The organism is Bradyrhizobium manausense (genome assembly GCF_018131105.1).
GTDB lineage: Bacteria > Pseudomonadota > Alphaproteobacteria > Rhizobiales > Xanthobacteraceae > Bradyrhizobium > Bradyrhizobium manausense_B.
Genome location: NZ_JAFCJI010000001.1, coordinates 2,136,161 through 2,160,313, shown reverse-complemented (window position 1 = coordinate 2,160,313; position 24,153 = coordinate 2,136,161). Strand labels below are relative to the sequence as shown.

The window sequence follows — 24,153 nt, the reverse complement described above, 5'->3', positions numbered from 1 at the left end:
GTAATTCGCATAAGGTATATTATGGAATATATTTATACCCAATTAGATCAGTTATTTAGGCCAAGCTCTTGCCATCACAGCTTCACTGATGCGGCTTTCTCGCCGTCCTGACCTGAGCATCGATCCACCGACCCACGCACCGGCGGCCTCGTCTGAAAGCCGATATTGCCGCGACCTTGTTCGGCTGCAATAAGCGAGCTTCGCGAGATCGCAGATGACTGCTGACCAGACGTCCGTATAGGTTTGCATCTCACAACAAGAACAAACTTCCGAGGAAGCAGACCCCATGAGTTTTTCCCGCCGCACGCTTCTCAAGGCCTCCGCCGCGACCGCCGTCTTTGGCGGCGTCAGCGCGCCCTATGTGGCCCGGGCCCAGGCCGCCGAGTTCTCCTACAAATACGCCAACAACCTGCCTGACTCGCACCCGATGAATGCCCGCGCCAAGGAGATGGCCGCGGCGATCAAGAGCGAGACCAACGGCAAGTTCGACCTTCAGATCTTCCCGAACAACCAGCTCGGTTCCGACACCGACATGCTCAGCCAGATCCGGTCCGGCGGCGTCGAGTTCTTCACGCTGTCCGGCCTGATCCTGTCGACCCTGGTGCCGGCGGCGTCCATCAACGGCATCGGCTTCGCATTCCCGGACTATGACACGGTCTGGAAGGCCATGGATGGCGACCTCGGAGCCTACGTCCGTGGCGAGATCAAGAAGTCCGGTCTCGAGGTCATGGACAAGATCTGGGACAACGGCTTCCGCCAGACCACGTCGTCAACCAAGCCCATCACCGGTCCCGACGACCTCAAGGGCTTCAAGATCCGAGTGCCGGTGTCGCCGCTGTGGACCTCGATGTTCAAGGCGTTCGACGCAGCCCCCGCCTCGATCAATTTCGCCGAGGTTTATTCCGCGCTCCAGACCAAGATCGTCGAAGGCCAGGAGAACCCGCTGGCGATCATCTCGACGGCAAAGCTCTACGAGGTACAAAAATACTGCTCGCTGACCAACCACATGTGGGACGGCTTCTGGTTCCTGGCCAACCGGAGAGCCTGGGAAAAGCTTCCGCAAGACGTGCGCGCCGTCGTCGCCAAGAACATCAACGCCGCCGCCATCAAGGAACGTGAGGATACCGCCAAGCTGAACGCCAACCTCCAGCAGGAGCTCGCTGGCAAGGGCCTGACCTTCAACCAGCCCACGGTCGCGCCATTCCGCGACAAGCTGCGGGCTGCCGGCTTCTATGCCGAATGGAAGGGCAAATATGGCGAGCAGGCCTGGGACCTCCTGGAAAAGGCCGTCGGCAAGCTGTCGTAACGCGTTGGAGCCGTCATGGCTCATGTCGAGGTTCAGGTGACCGAAATGGTGGGCGAGGTGGCTGTTCAGTCCCCTCGCCGACCTTCATGGCTGGCCTCGCTGGAGCGCATTCTAGGGCTCGCCGTCGAAATTCCTGCGGCGATCCTGGTCGTCGCCGAGATCGCGATCCTGTTTGCCGGTGTGGTCGCGCGCTACGGCCTGCACCGGCCGTTGATCTGGTCCGACGAGCTCGCCTCGATCCTGTTCCTGTGGCTGGCAATGCTCGGCGCCGCGGTGGCGTTCCGCCGCTCCGAGCACATGCGCATGACCGCGATCGTTGCGAGCACAGGACCCGCGACGCGAGCCTGGCTCGATCTCGTGTCGGTCTCTGCCGCGCTGGTTTTCCTCGCGCTGATCGTCTGGCCGGCCTACGACTACGCCTACGAAGAGAGCTTCATCACCACGCCGGCGCTCCAGATCTCGAACATGTGGCGCGCCGTCGCGCTGCCGGTCGGCATCTGCCTGATGGCGGCCTTTGCCTTGCTGCGTCTCATGCGCGCGGCCGACTACCGGATGGTGCTGACGGCCGCGCTGACGGTCGCTGTCGTCGCCGGGCTGTTCTGGCTGGCACAGCCCTACCTGCGGCCGCTCGGCAATCTCAACCTCCTCATCTTCTTCGTCGGCGTCGCCGGCTTTTGCGTCTTCGCCGGGGTTCCCATTGCGTTCGGCTTTGGCCTTGCGATCTTCGGCTATCTGGCGCTGACCACGCATACGCCGGTCATGGTCCTGGTCGGACGGATGGACGAGGGCATGAGCCACCTCATCCTGCTGTCGGTGCCGCTCTTCGTGTTCCTGGGCCTGCTGATCGAGATGACCGGCATGGCGCGGGCCATGGTGGCGTTCCTGGCTAGCCTGCTCGGCCATGTCCGCGGCGGTCTGCATTACGTGCTGGTCGGCGCCATGTATCTGGTCTCCGGCATTTCCGGCGCCAAGGCTGCCGACATGGCTGCGGTCGCGCCCGTGCTGTTCCCGGAGATGAAACAGCGTGGCGCCAAGCCCGGCGATCTCGTCGCGCTGCTTGCGGCGACCGGCGCCCAGACTGAAACCATCCCGCCGAGCCTGGTGCTGATCACGATCGGTTCGGTCACTGGCGTCTCGATTGCCGCCCTGTTCACCGGCGGCCTGCTGCCTGGCGTCGTGCTTGCGCTCACGCTCTGCACGCTGGTGTGGTGGCGCTATCGCCACGAGGACATGAGCCATGTTCGACGCGCCACCGCGTCCGAGATCGGCAAGACCTTCGTCATCGCCCTGCCCGCGCTCGCGCTGCCCTTCGTGATCCGCTACGCCGTCGTCGAGGGCATTGCGACCGCCACCGAAGTCTCCACCATCGGCATCGTCTACGGCGCCCTCGTCGGCCTGATCATCTACCGCCGCTTTGACTGGCGGCGGCTGTTTCCGATGCTGGTCGAGACGGCCGCGCTGTCGGGTGCGATCCTGCTGATCATCGGCACGGCCACCGGCATGGCCTGGGGCCTGACGCAATCGGGCTTCTCACACTCGCTGGCCTCCGCCATGACCGGCCTGCCGGGCGGCGCTGCGACCTTTATCGCCGTGTCCATCCTGGCCTTCACCATCCTCGGCAGCGTGCTGGAAGGCATTCCTGCGATCGTGCTGTTCGGGCCGCTGCTGTTTCCGATCGCCCGCGCCGTCGGCGTGCATGAAGTGCACTACGCCATGATCATCATTCTGGCGATGGGTATCGGGTTATTCGCGCCGCCGTTCGGCGTCGGCTATTATGCCGCCTGTGCCATTGGACGCGTCGAGCCGGCCGAGGGCATCAGGCCGATCTGGGGTTACCTGCTGGCGCTGCTGGTCGGATTGATCGTCGTTGCGGTCTTCCCCTGGATCTCGATCGGATTCCTGTAAACCGCGTTGCGTCAAGGAGGGTGTCGATGAGCGATCAGCAGAACCAGTACAATATCGGCCTCGACAAGACCCCCGCCAATTACGTGCCGCTGTCACCCCTGAGCTTTCTCGCGCGCAGCGCCGCGGTGTATCCGGATCACATCAGCACGGTCTATGAGGGCCGCAGCTTCAGCTGGGCCGAAACGCACGAGCGCTGCAGGCGCTTCGCCTCCTATCTTGCCGGCAAGGGCATCGGCATCGGCGATACCGTCGCGGCGATGCTGCCGAACATTCCGGCGATGAACGAGGCGCATTTCGCGGTCCCCATGACCGGTGCCGTGCTCAACGCGCTCAACATCCGCCTCGATGCGCCCTCGATCGCGTTTCAGCTCGATCATGGCGGCGCAAAAATCATTCTGGTCGATCCCGAATTTTCCGGCGTGATCACCGATGCGCTGGCGCAGATGAGCGGGCCAAGGCCGCTCGTGATCGACGTCGACGATGCCGCCTTCAAGGGCGGCAAGCGCATCGGCGAGATCGAGTACGAAGCGGCAGTCGTCCAAGGCGATCCGAACTTCGCGGCGATCCCACCGCAGGACGAATGGAACGCGATCGCGCTCAGCTACACCTCGGGCACCACAGGCAATCCCAAGGGCGTCGTCACCCATCATCGCGGCGCCTATCTCAACGCCGTCAGCAACATCCTCGCCGGCAATCTCGGTCAGCATCCGGTTTATCTCTGGACGCTGCCGATGTTTCACTGCAACGGCTGGTGCTTTCCCTGGACGCTCGCAGCCGCCGCCGGCATCAATGTCTGCTTGCGCAAGGTCGAGCCGACCAGGATCTTCGAGCTCATCAAGCAGCACGGCGTCACCCACATGTGCGGCGCGCCGATCGTCTACAACACGCTGATCAATGCGCCCGATGCGCCCAAGGGCAAGGCGGCCCGCCGCGTCGTCGGCCTGATCGCGGGCGCCGCGCCGCCCGTTGCGGTGCTCGAAGGCGCCGAAAGCATCGGCATCAAGCTCACGCATGTCTACGGCCTGACCGAGGTCTACGGCCCCGCCTCCGTCTGCGCCGAGCAGCCCGGCTGGGACGAGCTTCCCGCTGCCGAGCGCGCGACGATGAAACGCCGGCAGGGCGTGCCCTACCCGCTCGAGGAAGGCGTCACCGTCATCGATCCCCAGACCATGCAGGAGGTGCCGCGCGACGGCGAGACCATCGGCGAGGTCATGTTCCGCGGCAACATCGTGATGAAGGGCTATCTCAAGAACGAGAAAGCGACCAGGGAGGCGTTCGAAGGTGGCTGGTTTCACACCGGCGATCTCGGTGTGCTCGACGCGCACGGTTACGTCACGATCAAGGACCGCTCCAAGGACATCATCATCTCCGGCGGCGAGAACATTTCATCGGTGGAGGTCGAGGACATCCTCTACAAGCACCCGGCCGTGCTGTTCGCCGCCGTGGTCGCAAAACCCGATCCGAAATGGGGCGAAGTGCCCTGCGCCTTCGTCGAACTCAAGGACGGCGCGAGCGCGACCGAGGCTGACATCATCGCCTTCTGCCGCACGCATATGAGCGGCTTCAAGACGCCGAAGGCTGTTCTGTTCGGACCAATCCCGAAGACGTCGACGGGCAAGATCCAGAAATTCCTGCTGCGCAATGAGGTTGGCTCGGCCAAGGCCATCACGGCGTGATGCACGTTCAGGCTTCAGACACATTTGGAAACACGATCGTCCGCTACGCCTGGTAGGTTAGTGCGTCTCCAGCCGCAGGCCGTCATAGGCCGGCACCACCCCCGCAGGCAGCGTCTGCCTGATAACCTCGTAATCGACGTCGGCCGTCATGTTGGTAATGACGGCGCGCTTCGGCTTGAAGCGTTCGATCCAGGACAGCGCGTCGTTGATGCTGAAGTGGCTGACATGCGGGGTGTAGCGCAGGCCATCGACGATCCAGAGATCGAGGTTTTCCAGCGCGCCCCAGCTCTCACGCGGGATGTCGTTGAGATCAGGCGTGTAGGCGGCGTTGCCGATGCGATAGCCGAGCGCGGGAATGTTGCCGTGCTGGACCAGGAACGCGGTCATGGTCACGTCCCCGCCCTTGCCGCTGATGATCTGGCTCCCACCGGCCTCGATCGAATGCCGGTCGAGGATCGGCGGATAGTCGCTTCCCTCGGGCGAGATGTAGCAATAGGAAAACCGCGCCATGATGTCCTTGGCGGTCGACTGATTGAAGTAGACCGGAATGCGCTTGCGCATGTGGATCACGACGGAGCGTAAGTCGTCCATGCCGTGGGTCTGGTCGGCATGCTCATGCGTCAGGAACACCGCATCGATGTGATCGACATCGGTCGAGATCAATTGCTCGCGCAGGTCAGGCGACGTGTCGATCACGATGCGCGTGGTGCCGTGGTGTGACGTTTGCTCGACCAGCAGCGAGCAGCGGCGGCGGCGGTTCTTGGGATTGTTGGGGTCGCAGGCACCCCAGCCAAGTGCCGGGCGCGGCACGCCGGCGGAGGAGCCGCAGCCCAGGATCGTCAGCGTCAGCGTCATGCGGCTCAGGACCTCAAGCTTTCACCTTGGAGAACAGGCGGAAGAAGTTTTCGCTAGTCTGCCGTGAGATATCTTCAAGCGACACGCCGCGCGTCTCGGCGAGTACCTTGGCAACCTCAACCACATAGGCCGGCTCGTTGCGCTTGCCCCGGAATTTGCCCGGCGCAAGATAGGGCGAGTCTGTTTCAACCAGAATGCGGTCAGCAGGCAGTTCGGCCGCGAGCGCACGCAAGGCATCCGACTTCTTGAAGGTCAGGATGCCCGTGAAACCAATATAGAGTCCGAGCGACACCGCCTTCAGCGCCAGTTCGCGCCCGCCGGTGTAACAATGCAGCACGGCGTGAAACGATCCTTTCGCCGCCTCCTCTTCCAGTATGCGGGCGCAGTCTTCGTCCGCCTCGCGGGTGTGGATCACCAGCGGAAGGCCGGTGGCGCGGGCGGCCGCGATGTGAGCACGAAAGCCCCTCGCCTGCGCCTCGGGCGAGCCGTCGTCGTAGAAATAGTCGAGCCCGGCTTCGCCGAGCGCGACCACCTTCGGATGCTGCGTCAGCGCGATCAGTTCGTCCGGCGAAATGCCGTCTTCCTCATCCGCGTTGTGCGGATGGGTGCCGACCGTGCAATAGACGTCGTCATAGCGGCCGGCGATGGCGAGCAGGTGATCGAGCTTTCGCACCCGCGTCGAGATCGTGACCATGCGGCCAATCCCGGCCGCGCGCGCACGTGACACGATCCCGTCGAGATCTTCCGCAAAGTCGGGAAAATCCAGATGGCAGTGACTGTCGACCAGCATCGTCTGTCCGCCTTAGGCCGCCGGCTCGACGTAGCGTGGGAACGCCGGCGTCGGCGCGGGTAGCGTCGAGCCGGGTGCGATCCGCCTGCCGCCGCCGAGCATCGCGAAATTGCGCTCGTTTGCAGGGACCCCGAGGCTGTCGAGCAGCAAGCTGGATGCAGTCGGCATTGCCGGCTGGGCCAGGATCGCAATCTGGCGCACGACCTCGGCGGTGACGTAGAGCACCGTCTTCTGCCTGGCAGGATCGGTCTTGGCCAGCGCCCACGGCGCCTCGCCCGCGAAATAGCGGTTGGCCTCCGCAACTACGGCCCACACGGCATTGAGCCAGTGATGGATCTGCTGCGTCGACATCGCCTCGCGCGACGCGGCGACCATGCCATCGGCCATCGCCAGGATCGCCTTGTCGTTGTCGCTGAACTCGCCGGGCTCGGGCAGCACGCCGCCGAGTTGCTTGGCGATCATCGACAGCGAGCGCTGCGCGAGATTGCCGAGATCGTTGGCAAGATCGGCATTGATGCGGGCGACGATGGCCTCGTGGTTGTAATTGCCGTCCTGGCCGAACGGCACCTCGCGCAGGAAGAAATAGCGCATCTGGTCGACGCCGTACTGGTCGGCGAGATTGAAGGGATCGACGACGTTGCCGACCGACTTCGACATCTTCTCACCCCTGTTGAACAGGAAACCGTGAGCATAGACCCGCTTCTGCACGGGAATGCCTGCCGACATCAGGAACGCCGGCCAGTACACAGCATGGAAACGGATGATGTCCTTGCCGATGATGTGCACATCGGCCGGCCAGTAGCGCCAGTTCTCGTCGCTCTCGTCGGGAAAGCCGACGCCGGTGATATAGTTGGTCAGCGCGTCGACCCAGACATACATCACGTGCTCTTCGTCGCCGGGCACCTTGACGCCCCAGTCGAAGGTCGTGCGCGAGATCGAGAGATCGCGCAGGCCGCCCTTGACGAAGCTCACCACCTCGTTCTTGCGCGAGTCAGGTCCGATGAAATCAGGGTGATCCGAATAGAGCCCGAGCAGCTTATCCTGATAGGCCGAGAGGCGGAAGAAATAGCTCTTCTCCTCGACCCACTCGACCGGCGTCCCCTGCGGGCCCAACCGCACGCCATCGTCGTTCAGGCGCGTCTCGTCCTCGGCGTAATAGGCCTCATCACGCACCGAGTACCAGCCGGAATAGGTGTCGGCGTAAATGTCGCCGTTCGCTTCCATGCGCCGCCAGATCTCCTGGCTTGATCGATGGTGCTGCTCTTCGGTGGTGCGAATGAAGCGATCGAACGACACATTCAACCGCTCGTCCATCTCCTTGAAGCGGCCGGCATTGCGGGTTGCGAGCGCGGCCGGCGTCAGGCCCTCGTTCTGCGCGGTCTGGACCATCTTCAGACCGTGCTCGTCGGTACCGGTCAGAAAGAAGACGTCCTTGCCGTCAAGCCGCGCAAAGCGCGCCAACACGTCGGTCGCGATCGCCTCATAGGCATGGCCGATATGCGGAACACCGTTGGGATAGGCGATGGCTGTGGTGATGTAGAACACGTTGTCGCGCGCGGGGGCTGCTACGGGCGCGGTGGCCTTCGGTGCAGCCGCGGGCTTGGGCGCAAGCGACGCCGTGGGCTTTGACGCTTTGGACTTCACAGCCTTTGGCGACGTAGCGACGGGAGCCGGCGTGGCGACCACGGCCGGCGCGGTCACCTTCGCCTTCCTGGCCACCTTTTTCGCCGAAGCCTTGGCGGGCTTTTTGGCAATCACTTTTTTGGAAGCGTTCTTGGAGGCCTTCCTGGCGACGACCTGCTTCTTCGCGACCTTCTTGCCGGCTTTCTTTGCAGCCTTCGCAGCGCCCTTCTTGGCGGCAGCCTTCTTGGTCTTCGTGACCTTCTTGCCAGCTTTGCGTGCGAGCGCCTTTGCCGATTTTTTCGCAGCTTTCTTGGCGGCCTTCTTCGCAGGCTTCTTGCCCTTGGCGGTTTTCTTAGCTCGCGGTGCCACGACGAATTCCTTTGCCGGCTTCTCAAAAATTGGAAACGAATCTGCGCCTAGCGCGTTGCGTCCGCCAGCCAGCCGAACACCGAGAAAACCAAGGGCTTTCGCTCCAGATTGTAGGTTTCAGTGTCGCGCGCGGCGCGGACGATCTTTTCCCATACCTCAGCTAGTCGCGCAAGGCGCGGCAGGTTCTGGTTGGCATTGGCCTCGTCCGCGTGCAGGCTGTCCGCGATCCAGCGATCGATGCCGTCGATGAAGGCCGCAAGCGCGACGCGGTCGCTAATGCCAAGGGATTCGCCGAGCGTGTGCAATTCGCGCGGATCGACCTGCGGCAGGCGTGCGAGCATCGCCGCCGTGCGCTGCTGGAGTTTGAGCGCATCGCCGCCAAGCAGCGTCAGTGCCCGTGCGACGCTGCCTTCGGAGGCCTCCGCGGCCTCGCGTAGCGCCAGATCGGTCGGAGCGAGGTCGGCGGCCGCGGCGGCCGCGCCGATCACCTCGTCGGTCGCGAGCGCACGCAGGCGCAGCTTGCGACAACGCGACTGGATCGTGGCGAGTACGCGCGCCGGCGCGTGGCTCACCAGCAGGAACAGCGATCGCTGCGGCGGTTCCTCGAGGATCTTCAGCAGCGCGTTCGCCGCATTGGGATTGAGCTCGTCGACGGTGTCGACGATGCAGACGCGCCAGCCTTCGGCGGCCGCCGTCGAGCCGAAGAACGAAATCGTCTCGCGCGTCTCGTCCACGGTGATGACGGTCCGCATCACACCGCGGTCGTTGGCAGTGCGTTCCAGCGTCAGCAAGCCGCCATGCGAACTCGCCGCGACCTGCCGCGCCACGGCGTCGTCAGGATCAAGCGCGAGATCTTCGGCCGCCTGCACTGACGGCGCCAGCGGCTGGCCGTGAGCGAGCACGAAGCGCGCCATGCGGTAGGCCAGCGTCGCCTTGCCGATGCCCTGCGGCCCGCCGATCAGCCACGCATGCGGGATGCGCCCACTGCGATAGGCCGTCAGCAGCGCGGTCTCGGCCTCGCGATGGCCAAATAGAAAGCTCGTCTCGCGCGGATGCGGAATGGCGCTCTCGCGCTCGACCTGACGCGGGCTCATGCGGAGACCACCGAGGCTGGCGTCGGCAGGAGTCGGTCACGCAGCGCGGTCCAGACACGCCCTGCAATCGTGTCAGGATCGGAATTGGCGTCGACCAGCACGCAACGCGAAGGCTCGTCCGCTGCGATCTTGCGATAGGCCTCGCGCAGGCCCTGGTGGAAGGCGAGCTTCTCGCCCTCAAACCTGTCAGGCGTGCCATTGCCACGCCGCGCCGCCGCGCGCGCCAGGCCGATCTCGACCGGAAGGTCGAGGATGATGGTGAGGTCAGGCTTGAGATCGCCGATCGTGACCCGCTGCATCGCGTTGATCAGCGCGGTGGGTACGCTGCCGAGGCTGCCCTGATAGGCCCGCGTCGAGTCGGCGAAGCGGTCGCATAGGACCCAGATGCCCTGGTTGAGCGCAGGCTGTATCACCGTACGGACATGGTCATCGCGGGCGGCCGCAAACAGCAGCGTCTCCGCATCCGCACCGAGCAGCTTGCCCATACCTGACAGCACCAAATGCCGCATGATCTCGGCGCCTGGTGAGCCGCCCGGCTCGCGCGTCACGAGAATGCGCATCCTTGCCGCCTTGAGGCGGTCGGCGAGCTTCTTGATCTGAGTCGACTTGCCCGTCCCCTCGCCGCCTTCAAAAGTGATGAAGCGTCCGCGTCCGGACGGCCATTTTACCGCGCTCTCGCTCATGGTCAGAGTTTCTCGGCGCCTGCGCGGAACATACCGATCACGAGCTCGCTGGCGCCGTCGAGCGCGCGCCGCACGGTCGAGCCGGTGCCGATCGCTTCGGCCGCATAGACCGGCGTCTCGACCGCGATGTTGCCGCTACGCCAGACCTTGACCACGCCGACCTGCTGCCCCTCCCGAACCGGCGCGCGCACGGGACCGCTGTAGACCACACGCGCGATCAGCTTGTCGCCGCCGCTCTTGTGGACCATCACCTTCACTGGCTCTTTCGCGACGAGCTTCACCGAGCGGCTTTCGCCGCCAAACACCTTAGCGTAGCCGACCGGCTGGCCGGCCGCGATCAGCGTGCGGGTCTCGAAATTGCGAAACCCCCATTCCAGCATCTTCTTGGCTTCGGTGGCGCGGTCCTCGGAATCTTCCAGGCCATTGACGACGACGATCAACCGCGTGCCGTTCTGCACGGTCGAGCCGACCATCCCGTAGCCGCCTTCCTTGGTGTAGCCGGTCTTCAGGCCGTCGGCGCCTTCCATCGAATTCAGGAGCGGATTGCGATTGGGCTGGCGAATCTTGTTCCAGGTGAACTCCTTCTCGCCGAACAGTTTGTAGAATTCGGGGAAGTCCAGAATGATGTGCCGGGCGAGCATGCCGAGCTCGCGAACCGTCATCTTGTTGCCGGGGTCGGGCAAGCCATTGGAATTGGCGAAGGTCGATTTGGTCAGGCCGAGCTCACGAGCGCGCTTGGTCATGAAGTCGGATGCGAATATCCGCTCGTTGCCGGCGATGCCTTCGGCGAGCGCGATGCAGGCGTCGTTGCCGCTCTGGATGATCGCGCCATGCAGGAGATCGTCGACCGAAACCTTGCTGTTGATTGCCGCGAACATGGTCGATGTGCCGGAGGGGGCGCCACCCTTGCGCCAGGCATTCTCGCTGATCCGGTATTCGTCGGTCAGCTTGACATCGCCCTTCTTGATCGCGTTGAACACGACCTCCGCAGTCACGAGCTTCATCATGCTGGAGGGCGCGCGCAGCTCGTCGGCGTTCTTCTCGAACAGCACGCTGCCGCTGGAGGCCTCGATCAGGATCGCCGTGGGGGCATCACCGTCGAAGCCGGCATCTTCGGTTTTCTTGGCGCCCTGGACGCTCTGGTTTGCGGCGTAGAGCACGCCGCCCCAGCCGACGCTCATCGCGAGCGCCGCTGCGATCAGCCCGCGCCCCAGCGCCCCGGCTGTAACCCCGGTGTGACGCAACGAGATGAGACGAAATGCCATGGCGAAGCCCTGAGAGCGGCGTTCTAACAAATGGAACAGGGGCGAACAACACGCGGATCGGCGCCCGCCCCAGAGATTGCACGATTCTCGTCGCATCCCTATCGTGGCACCTGATGTTTTTCGACCAAACCCCTGAAACAAGGCTGAAAAGCGATGTCCACGACCCGCGTGATCAAGGCCAATGGGATCGACCTCTTCGTCCGTGAGGCCGGCCAGGGCCCGCTGGTGGTGCTGTGCCACGGCTGGCCAGAACTGTCGTACTCCTGGCGCCATCAGATCCCGGCGCTGGCGGCCGCCGGATTTCATGTCGTCGCCCCTGACATGCGCGGCTACGGCCAGAGCGCGGCTCCCCCGGAGGTATCAGCCTATTCGATCCTCGACCTCGTCGGCGACGTGGTCGGCCTGGTGCAGGCGCTCGGCGAGACCAAGGCCATCGTGGTCGGCCACGACTGGGGCGCGCCGGTTGCCTGGCATGCGGCGCTGTTTCGCCCCGATATCTTCAGCGCCGTCGCGGGCCTCAGCGTGCCGCCGCCGTTCCGCGGACGCGGCAGACCGCTCGAATTGCTGCGCCAGGGCGGCATTAGCAATTTCTACTGGCAGTACTTCCAGGCGCCCGGGGTCGCCGAGGCCGAGTTCGAGCATGACGTCGCCCGCACCATGCGCATCGTGCTCGGCGGGCGCGGATTGGCCGATCCGAACGCTGCAATGTTCGTGCGGGAAGGCAAGGGATTTCTAGGCCATGCGACAGCTGAGGAGCCGCTGCCGGCGTGGCTAAGCGCGGACGATCTCGCTCATTTCACCGAGAGCTTCCGCAAGTCCGGCTTCCGCGGCGGACTGAACTGGTATCGCAACCTCGACCGCAATTGGGAGCTGACCGCGCCCTGGCAGGATGCGCAGATTCAGCAGCCTTCACTCTTCATTGCCGGCTCGCGGGACGCCGTCATTACCGGCCTGATCGGCGCCAAGCGCGTCAACGAACTGGAGCGCGTGCTGCCCAATCTCACACGAAAACTGATCATCGATGGCGCCGGCCATTGGGTGCAGCAGGAACGGCCGGATGAGGTGAATGCCGCGCTTGTCAGGTTCCTGCGCGAAGCGGCGTCACGCTAGGTCGCGGCACGCAATTCGGGATCAGTACAGGCCGCGGCCGGTGAGGATGCTGCGGGCTTCGGCTGCGCCGTCGGACGCGCCGGGAGTGCTCTCGGTCGCATAGCGACCATCCGGATCATAGGAAACCTGCCTGGCATTCTGGAGCGCCCGGCCCCGGCTGCGGCTCGAGGCCGACATCTCCGAAGTCGCGTTGATCGAGGCGACATCGGCGGAGGTGTTGCCGAGGCTGTAGGGACGCCCCTCCGGCATCGGGACTTCGCCGCGGATGGCGCCACGGGTTGACGACGGCAGCTCTGGCACAAACGGTCGCGCCGAGGCGACGCGGACCATCGAGGGCGACGGCGCGGGAACGCCGGTACGCAAGGTAGCGATCAACTGGCGGTCGTCAGAGCCTTCGAGCGGCGCCCGGCCGACATATTCGACCCGAACCTTGGCGACGCCATTGCCTTTGAATTCAAGCAGTTCGGCGGCCTTGTTCGAGACGTCGATGAGGCGGTTGCCGTGATAGGGTCCGCGGTCATTGACGCGGACGATCAGCGACTTGCCGTTCGACAGGTTGGTCACGCGCGCATAGGACGGCATCGGCAGGGTCGGATGGGCCGCCGTCAGCGAGCCCATGTCGAACACTTCGCCATTGGCGGTCAGGCGGCCGTGGAAATCATCGCCATACCAGGACGCCATGCCCTCAGCGCGATAATTGACGTCCTCCTCCGGCACGTAGGTCCGCCCCCCAACCACATAGGGCTTGCCGACGCGATAGGTGCCGCCGCCCTTGGGGACGGGTTCGCCCCAGGCCACGACTCGCGGGCTCGAGGACACGCCGTATTTGGGATCGACCCGGCTGGCGAACTTGTTGGACGAGGCGCAATTGGCGAGCGCCAGGCAGGTGCTCACCACCGCAACACATCGCGCGGCCCGCACCACCGAATCTGACCGTCGGATCCCCATTCGCCCCAAATACCATTTCGCCGGAGACTGACCCAACCCGCTTGCCTACGGGGTGCCTTCCGGACCTCAAAGCTCCGAGGCGCCCACCACCGTCTCAGAGGCGGTAACGATAACGCAACCCGAACACGGCGGAAATGGGGAGCCCACAGCGTTCGCACCGGGATGGTAAACAGGACGTTCGCAATTCTCCGTTGATCTACGGAGCGCGAGGGCGCCGGCACCGCTTCCGATGTACCAGACCCGCACAAGCTGTTGCGCCAAAAGCTCACTCCACCCCCGATATCGCCGGCTTCACTGGAATTCTTTTGACTGTGCAAGGCCGCCCGCGTTTTCTCGCGTGCAGGGGCGGGATTGGAATTTAACGATGATCGAGACGGTTTCGGCACTGATGGGTCTGGTAAGCGCGGGGATCTTTCTGGCCCATGCGTTTGAAGGCTACCGCACGAGGGCCTGAGGGCGCTCGCGCGGGCGACATTGCATCACCTCTTCAAGACGGCACGTTCGGACAATTTTAATGAATCCGATCGAGCATCGAGGACGAGAGCAGCAGGTGTCCCATGCGCAAACATGACCTCGTATCCGACGGCTTTCTGGCTTTGACCGCAGGCGGTCTGGTCCTGCTCTGCTCGAGCCTCGCCGCCCTTGTCTTCGGCTAATCGCCGGCGCTTTTTTTCGTATTTTCAGATCGCTGCACCACAGCGGCGCAGCATGCGGGATGATCCCGCTCCCGTTTAGTTGATTGAATTTCCGCGTTCGGCGCCTCGACCTAAATTTCAAGAGGCCACACCAATCAAGGTGACGCACATGCTAGCCGAGAAGTTCTTCCTGGTTCTGGAGTCCCTGATCCGCGGCGGCCGCACCCATGCCGACGGAAGTCCCCGGGTCATCAGCACCTCCCCGCATGTCCCGGTGACGCTGCCGAACCAGAAATAGACGGGGCCTGCGCGCCGCTCAGCGCAAACCCAATGGCGAGCTGCGATAGAGACTGTCACGCGCTTCGCTCAGGCAGACGAAGCTGCCATCGAATCCCTGCCCATAGAGCTTCTGGCCTTTGCGGTAGTAGACGCCCTTCCTGAAATCCAGCCACACCACCTTGTCGCCGGGGCAATGGCGCTGGGCCTGCGCCTCATAGCGGAATGGCGTCAGGGGTGTCGCCAAGGCCTCCGTGACGCCCACGCCGAGAATGATCACACTCAAAAGCGCGATCCGGTCGACGCCCTTGTGCAGCACTGTCCGCATCTCCCCGCTCCCCACCTGTACGCCACGATAGCATGAGACGACGCGATCGACAGGCCGCGAACCGGCGTTGCCGTCTTCCACCTGCCATCGTGGCGGGGTACATGAGGACGGGATTCATCCAGATGCGTGGACGTTGAATGTCGGTAGAGCCAGAAACCACCACGAGACCTCGCCCGCCCTCGCCGCGGCTCGGCCTGTTGCCGATGATCATCTTCGGTTCGCGCTGGCTGCAGCTGCCGCTCTATCTCGGACTCATCATCGCTCAGTGCGTCTACATCGTGCTCTTCATGAAGGAGCTCTGGCACGTCTCCACCCACGCGCTCGATCTCACCGAGCAGGAGATCATGATGAGCGTGCTGGCGCTGATCGACGTCGTGATGATCTCCAACCTGCTGGTGATGGTGATCGTCGGCGGCTACGAGACATTCGTGTCCCGGCTCGACCTCCAGGGCCATCCCGACGAGCCCGAATGGCTCGGCCACGTCAACGCCAGCGTGCTGAAGATCAAGCTCGCGATGGCCATCATCGGCATCTCCTCGATCGCACTGCTGCGCACCTTCATCGAGGCCGGCAATCTCGGCTCGAGCCGCGCCAGCTTCACCGAGAACGGCGTGATGTGGCAGGTGCTGATCCACATCACCTTCGTGGTCTCGGCGATCGGCATCGCCTTCGTCGACAGGTTCAGCGACGCGACCACGCGCAAGCAGACGGAGTGAAGTGATCAGTCGGCAGCTTTGCGCGATGCGGCCTCGAGTTGCGCCAGTGCCTGGTGCAGGCACTCCTGAAGTTTTTGCGCGACCTGCTCCCGCGAAATCCCCTGGGCGGCGAGATCGCCCGACACCTTGTTCAGGGTCTCGTCCATCGTCTGGTTCGCCACGTTGTCCGTGACCAGCGCCGTCGCATAAGCGGCTGCGGCATCGCCGCTCAGTCCGAGCTGGCCTGCCGCCCAGAGCCCGATCAGCTTGTTCGACCGGGCCGCGGCCTTGAACATGAGCTCCTCGTCGTGGGCGAATTTGGCTTCAAAGCCCTGCTCGCGCTTGTCGAACGTGGTCATGGTCGGCTCCATTTGCATTGCGCTGATGGGAATCTGGAGGGGACGCGAAAATCTCCGTGGTTCTCGTCAATTGAGGATCATTTGAATCTTCCGACCGAAGGCCGGCGCCGTCAAGCCGCCGCTCCGGCCGGGCGCGACGGCGTCAGGCCCGGACCAGCCCGACCGGCCAAGCGATCATTTACGATTTGTTAAGCAGACTCACGGCCGCATGACTTTGGGGGAAATCGAGAGCCGATGCATGAACAGAGAGCTTCGGGAATTTCGACGGCTTGAGCGCGTGTGCCTGGAGCAGGCCGCGCAATCGACCATGGACCTCGCGCGATCAGGCCTGCTCAAGGTCGCCGATGATTGCCGTCTCGCAGCCGAAGCCATCGAGGCGCAGCCGGTGCCTCGCGGCGCGATCGCAGTCGCCGTCCAAGCCCTCAGGCTCGCGCTGACGTCAGGACGCACGCCCAGCCGGCACTGACAGGCAGCATCCTGGCACACAGGCGGGGAACGCCTGACCGCTCGGCTCTCGTCAGGCTTTTGCTGCGGCCGCCTCGCGCGCCAGCCGCTCGGCCTTCAGCCGTTCGCGATTGGCATAGAACGCCTTCTGCGCTTCCTCATGGTCGCGCATGGCCTTCTCGGCCTCGACGCGGCGTGTCGCATCGCGCGCCTGGCGTTGTTCAGGGGTCAGGGGTTTGCGTCGGAAGGAAAGGTCATCAGTCATGACGAAGTAACGCGGCGGTGAGGCAAAGGTTCCACAGGCGGCCAGACCGGGCCCATCGAAGCAAACGGAAGTGCACGTCGATTCAGGTGCTTGGCGGAACAGCACCATCGGTTTTGGAGACCGTGCCCGCTCCTATCGGCTGGTCCCGCCAAAACCATCAAAACAACCCCATGCACAGTACCCATGCGTGCCAGATCAATACTTTACGTGTCCACGCTCCCTGGGCCTCGCAAAGCCGGTTGACGCGTCGGGCAAAACACCGGCATAATGCGACTATTCCGAAATTGATCAGTGGGCCTCTCAGCGCTGGCGCGACCCGGGATCAGCCCGCGACAGCGTGGCTGTGATTTGACGTGCCGCGGCCGCTCGGGTGAGCTATGGCCTCCGCAGGAACCAGGGCCCCGAACCTGCCATTGGCTCCGGCCCTTCTCTTATTGGGGGCGTCATACCTGGAGACTCGCCATGCGCACCACCGTCCTGGCCTTGCTGATCCTTCTGGGATCCCTTCCCGCTGCGCACGCGGATCGCGACTATCCCTGGTGCGTCGTCGGCGACGATCTCGGCTGGCCCGGCGAGTGCATGTACGAGACCCGGGCGCAATGCATGGCCTCGGCTTACGGTCGCTGGAACACCACCTGCGACATCAATCCGCGAGTCAGGTTCAAGCTGCAGACGCAGCCAGGGACAAAGAGGTTGCAGCAACCACGCTGACAGGCGCGCGACTCGGTCAGCAACCGTCGTTGCCGGTTCGATCCGACTTGCCGGACTGTTCCGCAACCGTGGGCTTACCCTGCATCTGGCGCTGTGCATCCTGCGATGACGTGGCGGTGTTGTCGGTCGCCTTGTTCATCGCCGAGGTCGGCGGATGCTCCTTGGCATTCGACGAAGCCGATCCCGTCGTCTCACTTGCCTTCCCTGTCGTCGCCGGGCCGGAGCCGGCGTCTCGGTTGGCCGTATTGCAAGGGCCTGCGACCGCGAAGGTCGACGTGAGCAGGAACAATGTACCCGCCAAAATTGACTTCTGAAGCATGATCGTCTCCTTCCGTGTTTTCGCCGATTATTCCTCGGTATTGACGGCTGGATGCGCTGTCCGCGGATGTCGATCGTGCAGCAGGCGCGCAAGCGCTTCCCGGTCAGCGGCGCGGTCTTTCATGGCGGTTTCGAACAGGGCCTCCTGAACGTCTCGCGGCATATCGGCCCAAACGTCGATGGCGGCCTTCCCCAGCAAGCAGGCAAAGCGTTCGTCGGCCATGTCGATCCTCATCCTTGCGTCAGCTTCAACGGCCCGGGAAGAGGAACGGCAGGCGATCATTCGCGTTCCAAAGCGGCATTTCGACACGGAAGCTTGGCAGAGGGGATTTCTCACCAAGCCGCTCGGTTAGACCTCGAACGCGTCAACGCCATTTGAGTCAGGCTTCAAGGCCCCAGCCGGTCTTGGTCCAGGAAGGTCCAATACGCGCTGGGGCCGATAAGTCTGCCGAGTATCAGATCGGGCCTCGGCAACGATTTCATCGTGCGAACATATTTGGATGCCTGCATTAGCGCAGGTGAATCAGGCAATACCGTCCTCAACCGGAGGCAAGGAGGAGACGAATTTGGAAGGCGATAACATTTGATAATGCGGGAACTTTCGGCAATCGTGGATATTTGAATCTCGCAACCGACCGGGCGGTCGCTGCATCGGAAATCAGGGGGCATACCTTGAACCGCGAACTACGGGAATTCCGCAGATTGGAGCGCGCCTGCCGCGAGTCCGCGGCGGCCACGTCGCTGGAACTCGAACGCGAAGGCCTTCTCAAGGTGGCAGAGGACTATCGAAAGGCCATCGAAGCCCTGCGAACCCGGGCGGGCGGCGGAGAGACACCAACGAAGTTCGAGCGTTGATGGATTGATGCGTGAGGTGCCCCTCGTAGGCAGCGGACCGGGCGGGAACTCGCATCGGCCTGCCGGCTTATCTGACGAATGCCAGCATATTGGACGTTCGTCTCATGTTTCGACCTTTGATGATGTTAGCTTTCGCCCTGTGCGTTCTACCGCGGAACGCAACTGCTTCCGATATCTCGTCGCGCCCTCGCTGCGTGTGTAGCGCCTCTTGGCATCGACACACCGCAATCGTGCGATACAGGCACTACAGGGTCAGAACGGCTTATTTGATCGGCTATGATCCGCTTCCATACCGTTACGGCTCGACATACGTTTTCGAACGCCCGTATCGCTATGTTCGGCGCTGAGGGATTGTTGACAGCGACGAGCGTCCAAGCAAGCGTGGACGGTATCGCGGCTACGGGTGATCCCGTGTGCGCGCAGGCGGCCACGTAACATAAGTTAGCGCCGCGACCGCATCGCGAAGCATAGAATACAACCAGTGCACGATTCGCGTCGATGCGCTCGCGGCCCCCCTGCCTCCTCTTCCTCACGGTCCAGCCCCGGAAGGGGGCCGGGGCCGTTCGCGTTCATGGACGAGGATCCTGGGAGATTCTGCGGGCCGCTGCACCACCCGCGAAATGGAACCGTGCGTTTGGGGGACACGGCGTCCCCAAACCCGCGGTGGATGACACGGCGCTACGGACCGTCATCCTGCTTGCGCAAAACGCTTTTACGCAAAGGCGCATCATCTGAAACGACATCGACTTGGCTTACGCGCTCGAGCCACTCGACGACGCGAATGACGTCCGGGTAGAGAGCGAAGTCTTGATCGCCATTCGCCACTCCAAAGAACAGACGGCCTCGGTCATCTCGAATTGTTCTCTTCAGCCGACGCGCAAACAATGCGAGTTGTTCGTTTGACGGCGCGTTTGCCCTCGACTCGGTGCTTGATCGCCGCTCTCCGGTAAGCCGCTTCTCTTCTTCAGATCGCGTGTCGATTCCTGAACGTCTATCACCGACCATCATTTTCCATCCCCAATCAAACATCGCCCCTATCCTGAAGGGCGTTGGCCAAGCCAACGCGAAAGCGCGGTGCACGACGAGTGTCCACCATGGAGCAAGTGCTAAATCGATCCGTATTCATCAGGGCCCTGATTGATCCAGAGCAATGCTTCGCGGCTGTTCAACCAGAAAAGCTGGTCGTTCTCTGACTCGCCGGGAGTCATGTGCAGCAAAAAGGAATTCTCGCCGTATCGGAAAAGCCTGTCGCACGCACGACGTTCGGTGAACGTCTGCACGTCGAGAAATGAGTATTCGTGCGTTGCGACGAGCCTCATGCAGGTGTCCTCAGCGTCTTTAGACAGGCACGAAAAATTCAATGAAACTCAAACGAGTTGCAACGAGGTTCGTTGGAATGACCGAGACGGCAGTCCGGCAATGGGCTCTTCAGGCCCACCTGGTCCAGTTCGCGGACCATTTGGCGCGCCCTCTCAATCGCAGCGGTCAGGTCCTCCGCGCGATTGGCCAATTCGCTGATGCAGGGGTCCTTGCTGAAGTCAGAGAGAATGATCTGGATGCACCTGTTGGTCAGATCGAGAAGCCAAAGAGCCCGGCGCAAGTCGTCTTTGCTTTGCAGGTCTATCGTATCAAGGTCAGATAATACCGCCGCCAATCCATGGAGCCTGGTAACGGCAGGATGCAGATGCTTCGGGCGCTGCGGGAAATTGATAATGCGAGACATCGTTGTCCCTCGATAATGCTTATATTATGCGCGGCAGTATTACGGGAATCACTTAACCCTTTCTCAAGAAGCCTGCCGGATTTTGGCAAACAGCCTTCTTTCCAGCCATTCGGATAAGCGTAACAAGTGACGGCGCAGCCCGAAGGCCGCCGACGACCCTCCCCCCCTTTTTAAGGCGCGCGCATTTTCTATGCGGCCGTCACCGTCTCGACGATCGGATGCCACTGGCGGGGCTGACGGAAGGGGCGTCTTGTCGACCTGTCCGAACCAACTCGGTTTTTCGTGCCCTTCGGACAAATTGCCGCGGTGTTTGCAACGATCGCCTCAACACCGTCTCCGCCGTAGTTTGGCCCGTGGGTGCTGCTCACCATCAGCTCAAGGCAACAGGTTCGGCGCCGGCATCAAGCACGCGATCGAGCAAGGATGGCTCGAAATGCACGCCATGTTCGGTTCTTGACGGGCTGACCAACCAATGTCTGGGGCTTAAGATCGGGCGCCAGTTCAAGGACGGGCCAGCTTCTCTTCGCGATCGGCCAGGCCGTCGTACGAGTCTGCAATTTTCTTGTACTGATCACGGGTGATCTCGTCTTGCATCAGATCTGACTTAGCCCGGAACTCTTCTGCCTGGTGCCGGCAGCGCCTGGCGATTGCTTCGTGGTCCATGTGTTGTCTCCGCCCGGGACCAAGGGCCAGGATCCATAATGGTTCCTCGCGCGTTGGCGAGCATTGGCCGGCGACCACAAAGCGCTGCGGGAAGGCCTGGCGTAGCCATCCGTGCACAACGATTTTGGGCCGGGGTATGACGTCCACCATCTGCGATGACACCCCCAATGTTGAATTGTCGGGCCGTCTTATTTTGCTTCGCAAAGCCGTCGCGGACGACACCTGGCCTAACGTGTGCAATGTCCGAAAAGACTCTCGACCGGGCCCACGCACCTCGGTGGCGCACGACGCGGCACAAACAGCACCATCGCCGCGCAGACCAAAGTGACACCGACCAAGAAAAATATATCTCGCCTCGTCATCAAGACGGCCTCAACTCGGAGCCGATACCCAGTTGAAGCCTCTTATGCGTCGGGATCGCAGATCGGAAACGGCTCGTGCGTTTTGCGGCCCAGGAAAGTGTCCGGGACGGGCTGACTCAGAACCTTCAGGCTCTCCCGATAAGCGGCTAAATAGCGGGCGTGAAGCAACGTGAACCGGGTGTGATCTTCGCGATCAGGCCGGTAGACTTCTCTGACTCGCTCGTAAGGCACAGCTTCAAGCAGGTTATTGCGCTTCATGAAGGAAGCCTATGCCTTGAGGCTTACATGCAACTTACTTCGGCGATTGAAGGCTTGCGACCTCAGCCACTCGCGCGCAACTCGCGCTGCCGCTTCGAGGTCAATGCGCGAGCCGCAGCCCCCCTGTTGCGGCCTTTCGCCTTCGGAAGCATCACGACCACGTGCACGAAATCGTTTGCCAGGCTCACGAAGCACTCCGGAAATGATCGCGGTTCAGCGTACCCTCAATAGTTTAGGAGGAATTCTAATGATTACGTTCAAAGTAATCGCGATTGCCATCGGCGCAGGAGCCGTGTTTTGGATCTATTCCGGTGACCTGGGAGGCGACTTGATCCTTGCGATCGTGTCTTGCCTCACCTGATATCGGGGGCCTGCGGAATCGCCGCAGCGCGATGCGCCACTTGAGTTAATGGCTGAACACGAGCACGGCGACGGCGGCGATGATGAAAACGCCCGCCGAAACAGCAGCCAAAATTACCAGTAATTCCTTGCCCATTGCATCGAAACTTAGCCCCCGGGACGACGGCCAGACTATGCAGTTTGGGACACCTCAATTCCTGAACGCTATCGTTAATCGGCAGTCAGGAGCCCAGGAAGCGGCCAAGCAGGAACCTTGGATATATTGCCGAATTATCCCGCGCCGACCCGCCGCCGGGCCGGCAAGCGGCCCCGGCCTACACCCCCACCCCTGCAACAGCCGGGGCCGCATTTCCTGCTTCGCCGTCGGTTCACTGCGCAGGAAATTGCCGTGCCGCAGGACCGGCATGTCGATCCCCAAGGCGCATGGCGCGCCAAATGGCCTGATCCTCAAGAGATAGCGAGCTCCCACCAAATGAGCTCGCGGACTTCAGCCGATCCGCAAATTGTCGGCAGACGTTTTGCCATTCCGACCCGTGACCAGTTCGTAACTGATCTTGGCTCCTTCAACGAGCCCGGTATAACCCGCCTTTTCGACCGCCGAGATGTGGACGAACACATCGGGCCCGCCGCTCTCAGGCTGGATAAATCCGTATCCCTTGGTCGCGTTGAACCACTTAACCGTACCCAAAGCCACCTTAGAACTCTCCAATTGAATAGATCGACGAACCACAAATCGAGGTTGAAACGGCCCCGCTCCCTCCGGGCAGAGAAAGCGAGGCCGTGCATTCCAAGACTGCGGCCAATAGGGGTGTGGAATGAACATCGACCGCATGGAAAAGCATACCTGATTCCTGACGGCCTGTTGCCACTTTTTCCCTGATTGATATGCTCACCAGGGAGCGCTCGGCTTCGGGCGCTCTTCACATAGACGGGCACTGCTCCCGCTCTCCGCAGCGCGTACGAACCAACGGAGGGCGGGTTCAAACCTGTTGCCGTTCGCCGCCCCTGGGCGACGTCGCGCAGACTTCATCCAGATTTAGACCGACGGCTGACACGACAGGCGGCGCCCGTCGCCAGCGGGGCGCGAGCCGCAATACACCAAGACAGCTCGCGTCCCCTCCCCAACCAACCCAAGCGATCAATAGGGATGATGCGGCTTTTCCACCTTTGCGTGAACAACCTAAATTAGGGGCCTGTTTCTCCTGCAAGACGCAGCGGCTGCTCGCTAGCAATAGCGCACCGCATATCACTAACGGCATATTGCCGCTTTTTCCCGGTATATCTAAGTTCCGTTTGGGCGTCTTTCGGGGGGCCCACGCATGGGAAAATCTCTGATGGCCCGTCCCCTGTTGACCATGCAGGGGGCGGGATTTCAGTTCGTCCGGATCAGTGGATCATCCCCGCGCATCAAGTCGGCCAACCCGAGGTGTCGCCCGAGGGCACTGCCTGAGTGAACGCGGATGCGCCAAGTTTGCAGTGAGCATATTACCGGCGACGCCAGTCGAGCCGACAAGGCCGGACCCGCATATCACAAACGGGATCATCGCGTTGCCGGATGCGCAGATGGCGGAAGGGGTGGGATTCGAACCCACGGTACCCTTGCGGGCACGCCGGTTTTCAAGACCGGTGCCTTAAACCACTCGGCCACCCTTCCAAGTCCGGAACGGCTGTCGCTTAACCCAGTCGGCTGCGCAAGGCAACGCGAAGTTGGCCTGCTTCCTGCGCCCCACCCTGCCTTTTCGCGGGAACGGGTCTGTCAGGCGAGCGTCAGTTTGGTCCTCTAGCCTCGGTCGGGACTCGCGATGCCACCCAGGGCGTCGCTGGTCGCGAGGCCCGGCTGGATTCGCCTCCATTTCCGGGCCTCGCTTACGTTGCCGCAAACGAAAACGCGGCGCCCCGATGACGCCGCGCGAAGTCCTGATGTTGGGTTCGTCTGCTGTTGGGTGCGCTCAGTAGCCGCAATGGCTGCAAGCAGGCTGCACCGGGGCGTAATAGGAATAGCCCGGCGACACCATCTCGACGCGCTGGCGCGTGGCGTATTGCGGCGGAATGCGCTCGTACTGAACGCTCGGCGGCGCCACCATCACGGTCTGCGGAACCATTACCGTGCGGTACTGCGCCGGCGTGCGATGCGCGACGGTTGATCCCGGCGAGACCATCACGGTCTCGTCGACGGTGCGGTATTGCGGCGCGACGTATTGCTGCTGATAGCAGGTCGTGCACGGCTGCGGCGGCGCGTAGCAATTGTAGCAGCCGGCGGAGGCCGCGCCCGTCATC

General features: G+C 62.6%; 29 protein-coding genes and 1 tRNA gene. 9 read left to right on the top strand and 21 right to left on the bottom strand.

The features are described from left to right. Nucleotides 1-286 precede the first annotated feature (286 nt). The 3 genes from JQ631_RS10145 to JQ631_RS10135 are packed head-to-tail and all read left to right on the top strand — an operon-like array spanning nucleotide 287 to nucleotide 4,887. A complete protein-coding gene (locus JQ631_RS10145) occupies nucleotides 287-1,306 on the top strand; it encodes a TRAP transporter substrate-binding protein (RefSeq protein WP_212325894.1) in 1,020 nt (339 codons plus the stop codon). 15 nt (nucleotides 1,307-1,321) lie between these two features. Next, a complete protein-coding gene (locus tag JQ631_RS10140) occupies nucleotides 1,322-3,211 on the top strand; it encodes a TRAP transporter large permease (protein ID WP_212325892.1) in 1,890 nt (629 codons plus the stop codon). A 26-nt stretch (nucleotides 3,212-3,237) separates the two neighbouring features. Then, a complete protein-coding gene (locus JQ631_RS10135; RefSeq protein ID WP_212325890.1) occupies nucleotides 3,238-4,887 on the top strand; it encodes an acyl-CoA synthetase in 1,650 nt (549 codons plus the stop codon). A 57-nt stretch (nucleotides 4,888-4,944) separates the two neighbouring features. Here the strand turns inward: JQ631_RS10135 and JQ631_RS10130 are convergent, their stop codons facing one another. From JQ631_RS10130 to JQ631_RS10105, 6 genes are read right to left on the bottom strand one after another with little or no spacing between them, the layout of a single operon-like run. Further along, nucleotides 4,945-5,742 carry an MBL fold metallo-hydrolase gene (locus JQ631_RS10130; RefSeq protein WP_212325888.1) on the bottom strand — a complete coding sequence of 266 codons (798 nt, stop codon included), beginning with the start codon at nucleotides 5,740-5,742 and terminating at the stop codon, nucleotides 4,945-4,947. 13 nt (nucleotides 5,743-5,755) lie between these two features. Further along, nucleotides 5,756-6,532, bottom strand: a complete 777-nt coding sequence (locus JQ631_RS10125; protein ID WP_212325886.1) for a TatD family hydrolase — start codon at nucleotides 6,530-6,532, stop codon at nucleotides 5,756-5,758. A 12-nt stretch (nucleotides 6,533-6,544) separates the two neighbouring features. Further along, a complete protein-coding gene (metG, locus tag JQ631_RS10120; RefSeq protein WP_212325885.1) occupies nucleotides 6,545-8,524 on the bottom strand; it encodes a methionine--tRNA ligase in 1,980 nt (659 codons plus the stop codon). Between the two features lie 47 nt (nucleotides 8,525-8,571). Beyond that, the gene (locus JQ631_RS10115; RefSeq protein WP_212325884.1) at nucleotides 8,572-9,618 is read right to left on the bottom strand and encodes a DNA polymerase III subunit delta'; all 1,047 of its coding nucleotides are present in this window, start codon (nucleotides 9,616-9,618) and stop codon (nucleotides 8,572-8,574) included. After that, entirely contained in the window at nucleotides 9,615-10,301 is a 687-nt protein-coding gene (gene tmk / locus JQ631_RS10110; protein ID WP_212325883.1) for a dTMP kinase, read from the bottom strand. Before tmk ends, JQ631_RS10115 begins: the two co-directional genes overlap by 4 nt. Before the next feature lie 2 nt (nucleotides 10,302-10,303). Then, on the bottom strand, nucleotides 10,304-11,566 hold the full coding sequence (locus JQ631_RS10105; protein ID WP_212325882.1) for a D-alanyl-D-alanine carboxypeptidase family protein: 1,263 nt from the start codon (nucleotides 11,564-11,566) through the stop codon (nucleotides 10,304-10,306). 153 nt (nucleotides 11,567-11,719) lie between these two features. Between JQ631_RS10105 and JQ631_RS10100 the strand changes: the two genes are divergently transcribed. Then, a complete protein-coding gene (locus tag JQ631_RS10100) occupies nucleotides 11,720-12,676 on the top strand; it encodes an alpha/beta fold hydrolase (RefSeq protein ID WP_212325881.1) in 957 nt (318 codons plus the stop codon). Nucleotides 12,677-12,697: 21 nt separating this feature from the next. Here the strand turns inward: JQ631_RS10100 and JQ631_RS10095 are convergent, their stop codons facing one another. Then, nucleotides 12,698-13,624, bottom strand: coding sequence for a septal ring lytic transglycosylase RlpA family protein (locus JQ631_RS10095; RefSeq protein ID WP_212325879.1), 927 nt, complete (start codon nucleotides 13,622-13,624; stop codon nucleotides 12,698-12,700). A gap of 804 nt (nucleotides 13,625-14,428) precedes the next feature. Here JQ631_RS10095 and JQ631_RS32475 point away from each other — a divergent pair. Further along, nucleotides 14,429-14,557 (top strand): hypothetical protein, encoded by a 129-nt coding sequence (locus JQ631_RS32475; protein WP_283841758.1) that lies wholly within the window; start codon nucleotides 14,429-14,431, stop codon nucleotides 14,555-14,557. 18 nt (nucleotides 14,558-14,575) lie between these two features. Here the strand turns inward: JQ631_RS32475 and JQ631_RS10090 are convergent, their stop codons facing one another. Next, nucleotides 14,576-14,863, bottom strand: coding sequence for a hypothetical protein (locus JQ631_RS10090; RefSeq protein WP_212325877.1), 288 nt, complete (start codon nucleotides 14,861-14,863; stop codon nucleotides 14,576-14,578). A gap of 137 nt (nucleotides 14,864-15,000) precedes the next feature. Between JQ631_RS10090 and JQ631_RS10085 the strand changes: the two genes are divergently transcribed. Further along, the gene (locus JQ631_RS10085) at nucleotides 15,001-15,579 is read left to right on the top strand and encodes a TIGR00645 family protein (protein WP_212325876.1); all 579 of its coding nucleotides are present in this window, start codon (nucleotides 15,001-15,003) and stop codon (nucleotides 15,577-15,579) included. A gap of 5 nt (nucleotides 15,580-15,584) precedes the next feature. On the opposite strand, the gene JQ631_RS10080 is transcribed toward JQ631_RS10085, so the two are convergent. Beyond that, nucleotides 15,585-15,917 (bottom strand): DUF1476 domain-containing protein, encoded by a 333-nt coding sequence (locus JQ631_RS10080; RefSeq protein WP_212325875.1) that lies wholly within the window; start codon nucleotides 15,915-15,917, stop codon nucleotides 15,585-15,587. A 238-nt stretch (nucleotides 15,918-16,155) separates the two neighbouring features. On the opposite strand from JQ631_RS10080, the gene JQ631_RS10075 reads away from it, so the two are divergent. Beyond that, complete coding sequence (locus JQ631_RS10075; protein WP_212325874.1) at nucleotides 16,156-16,383, top strand: hypothetical protein; 228 nt, start codon at nucleotides 16,156-16,158, stop codon at nucleotides 16,381-16,383. Nucleotides 16,384-16,434: 51 nt separating this feature from the next. Here the strand turns inward: JQ631_RS10075 and JQ631_RS10070 are convergent, their stop codons facing one another. Next, complete coding sequence (locus tag JQ631_RS10070; protein ID WP_212328558.1) at nucleotides 16,435-16,626, bottom strand: hypothetical protein; 192 nt, start codon at nucleotides 16,624-16,626, stop codon at nucleotides 16,435-16,437. Between the two features lie 462 nt (nucleotides 16,627-17,088). Between JQ631_RS10070 and JQ631_RS10065 the strand changes: the two genes are divergently transcribed. After that, complete coding sequence (locus JQ631_RS10065; protein ID WP_212325872.1) at nucleotides 17,089-17,337, top strand: DUF3551 domain-containing protein; 249 nt, start codon at nucleotides 17,089-17,091, stop codon at nucleotides 17,335-17,337. 16 nt (nucleotides 17,338-17,353) lie between these two features. On the opposite strand, the gene JQ631_RS10060 is transcribed toward JQ631_RS10065, so the two are convergent. Both JQ631_RS10060 and JQ631_RS10055 read right to left on the bottom strand, forming a co-directional pair. Continuing rightward, on the bottom strand, nucleotides 17,354-17,656 hold the full coding sequence (locus JQ631_RS10060; RefSeq protein WP_212325871.1) for a hypothetical protein: 303 nt from the start codon (nucleotides 17,654-17,656) through the stop codon (nucleotides 17,354-17,356). A 27-nt stretch (nucleotides 17,657-17,683) separates the two neighbouring features. Then, nucleotides 17,684-17,878, bottom strand: coding sequence for a hypothetical protein (locus JQ631_RS10055; RefSeq protein ID WP_212325870.1), 195 nt, complete (start codon nucleotides 17,876-17,878; stop codon nucleotides 17,684-17,686). 449 nt (nucleotides 17,879-18,327) lie between these two features. Here JQ631_RS10055 and JQ631_RS10050 point away from each other — a divergent pair, with 449 nt between their 5' ends. Beyond that, nucleotides 18,328-18,510: a hypothetical protein gene (locus JQ631_RS10050; RefSeq protein WP_212325869.1), complete on the top strand. Its 183-nt coding sequence runs from the start codon at nucleotides 18,328-18,330 to the stop codon at nucleotides 18,508-18,510. Nucleotides 18,511-19,188: 678 nt separating this feature from the next. On the opposite strand, the gene JQ631_RS10045 is transcribed toward JQ631_RS10050, so the two are convergent. The 9 genes from JQ631_RS10045 to JQ631_RS10010 form a co-directional block, all read right to left on the bottom strand. Further along, nucleotides 19,189-19,539, bottom strand: coding sequence for a hypothetical protein (locus JQ631_RS10045; RefSeq protein WP_212325868.1), 351 nt, complete (start codon nucleotides 19,537-19,539; stop codon nucleotides 19,189-19,191). Between the two features lie 77 nt (nucleotides 19,540-19,616). After that, nucleotides 19,617-19,829 (bottom strand): hypothetical protein, encoded by a 213-nt coding sequence (locus JQ631_RS10040; RefSeq protein ID WP_212325867.1) that lies wholly within the window; start codon nucleotides 19,827-19,829, stop codon nucleotides 19,617-19,619. A gap of 38 nt (nucleotides 19,830-19,867) precedes the next feature. Beyond that, complete coding sequence (locus JQ631_RS10035) at nucleotides 19,868-20,233, bottom strand: hypothetical protein (protein WP_212325865.1); 366 nt, start codon at nucleotides 20,231-20,233, stop codon at nucleotides 19,868-19,870. A 501-nt stretch (nucleotides 20,234-20,734) separates the two neighbouring features. Continuing rightward, nucleotides 20,735-20,896 (bottom strand): hypothetical protein, encoded by a 162-nt coding sequence (locus JQ631_RS10030; RefSeq protein WP_212325864.1) that lies wholly within the window; start codon nucleotides 20,894-20,896, stop codon nucleotides 20,735-20,737. A gap of 404 nt (nucleotides 20,897-21,300) precedes the next feature. Next, on the bottom strand, nucleotides 21,301-21,516 hold the full coding sequence (locus tag JQ631_RS10025; protein WP_212325862.1) for a hypothetical protein: 216 nt from the start codon (nucleotides 21,514-21,516) through the stop codon (nucleotides 21,301-21,303). A 62-nt stretch (nucleotides 21,517-21,578) separates the two neighbouring features. Beyond that, on the bottom strand, nucleotides 21,579-21,704 hold the full coding sequence (locus JQ631_RS32470) for a hypothetical protein (RefSeq protein ID WP_283841757.1): 126 nt from the start codon (nucleotides 21,702-21,704) through the stop codon (nucleotides 21,579-21,581). Between the two features lie 659 nt (nucleotides 21,705-22,363). Beyond that, nucleotides 22,364-22,570: a cold-shock protein gene (locus JQ631_RS10020; protein ID WP_212325860.1), complete on the bottom strand. Its 207-nt coding sequence runs from the start codon at nucleotides 22,568-22,570 to the stop codon at nucleotides 22,364-22,366. Nucleotides 22,571-23,440: 870 nt separating this feature from the next. Beyond that, a tRNA-Ser gene (locus JQ631_RS10015) sits at nucleotides 23,441-23,530 on the bottom strand. Between the two features lie 295 nt (nucleotides 23,531-23,825). Next, complete coding sequence (locus JQ631_RS10010; RefSeq protein ID WP_212328557.1) at nucleotides 23,826-24,152, bottom strand: hypothetical protein; 327 nt, start codon at nucleotides 24,150-24,152, stop codon at nucleotides 23,826-23,828. Nucleotide 24,153 lies beyond the last annotated feature (1 nt).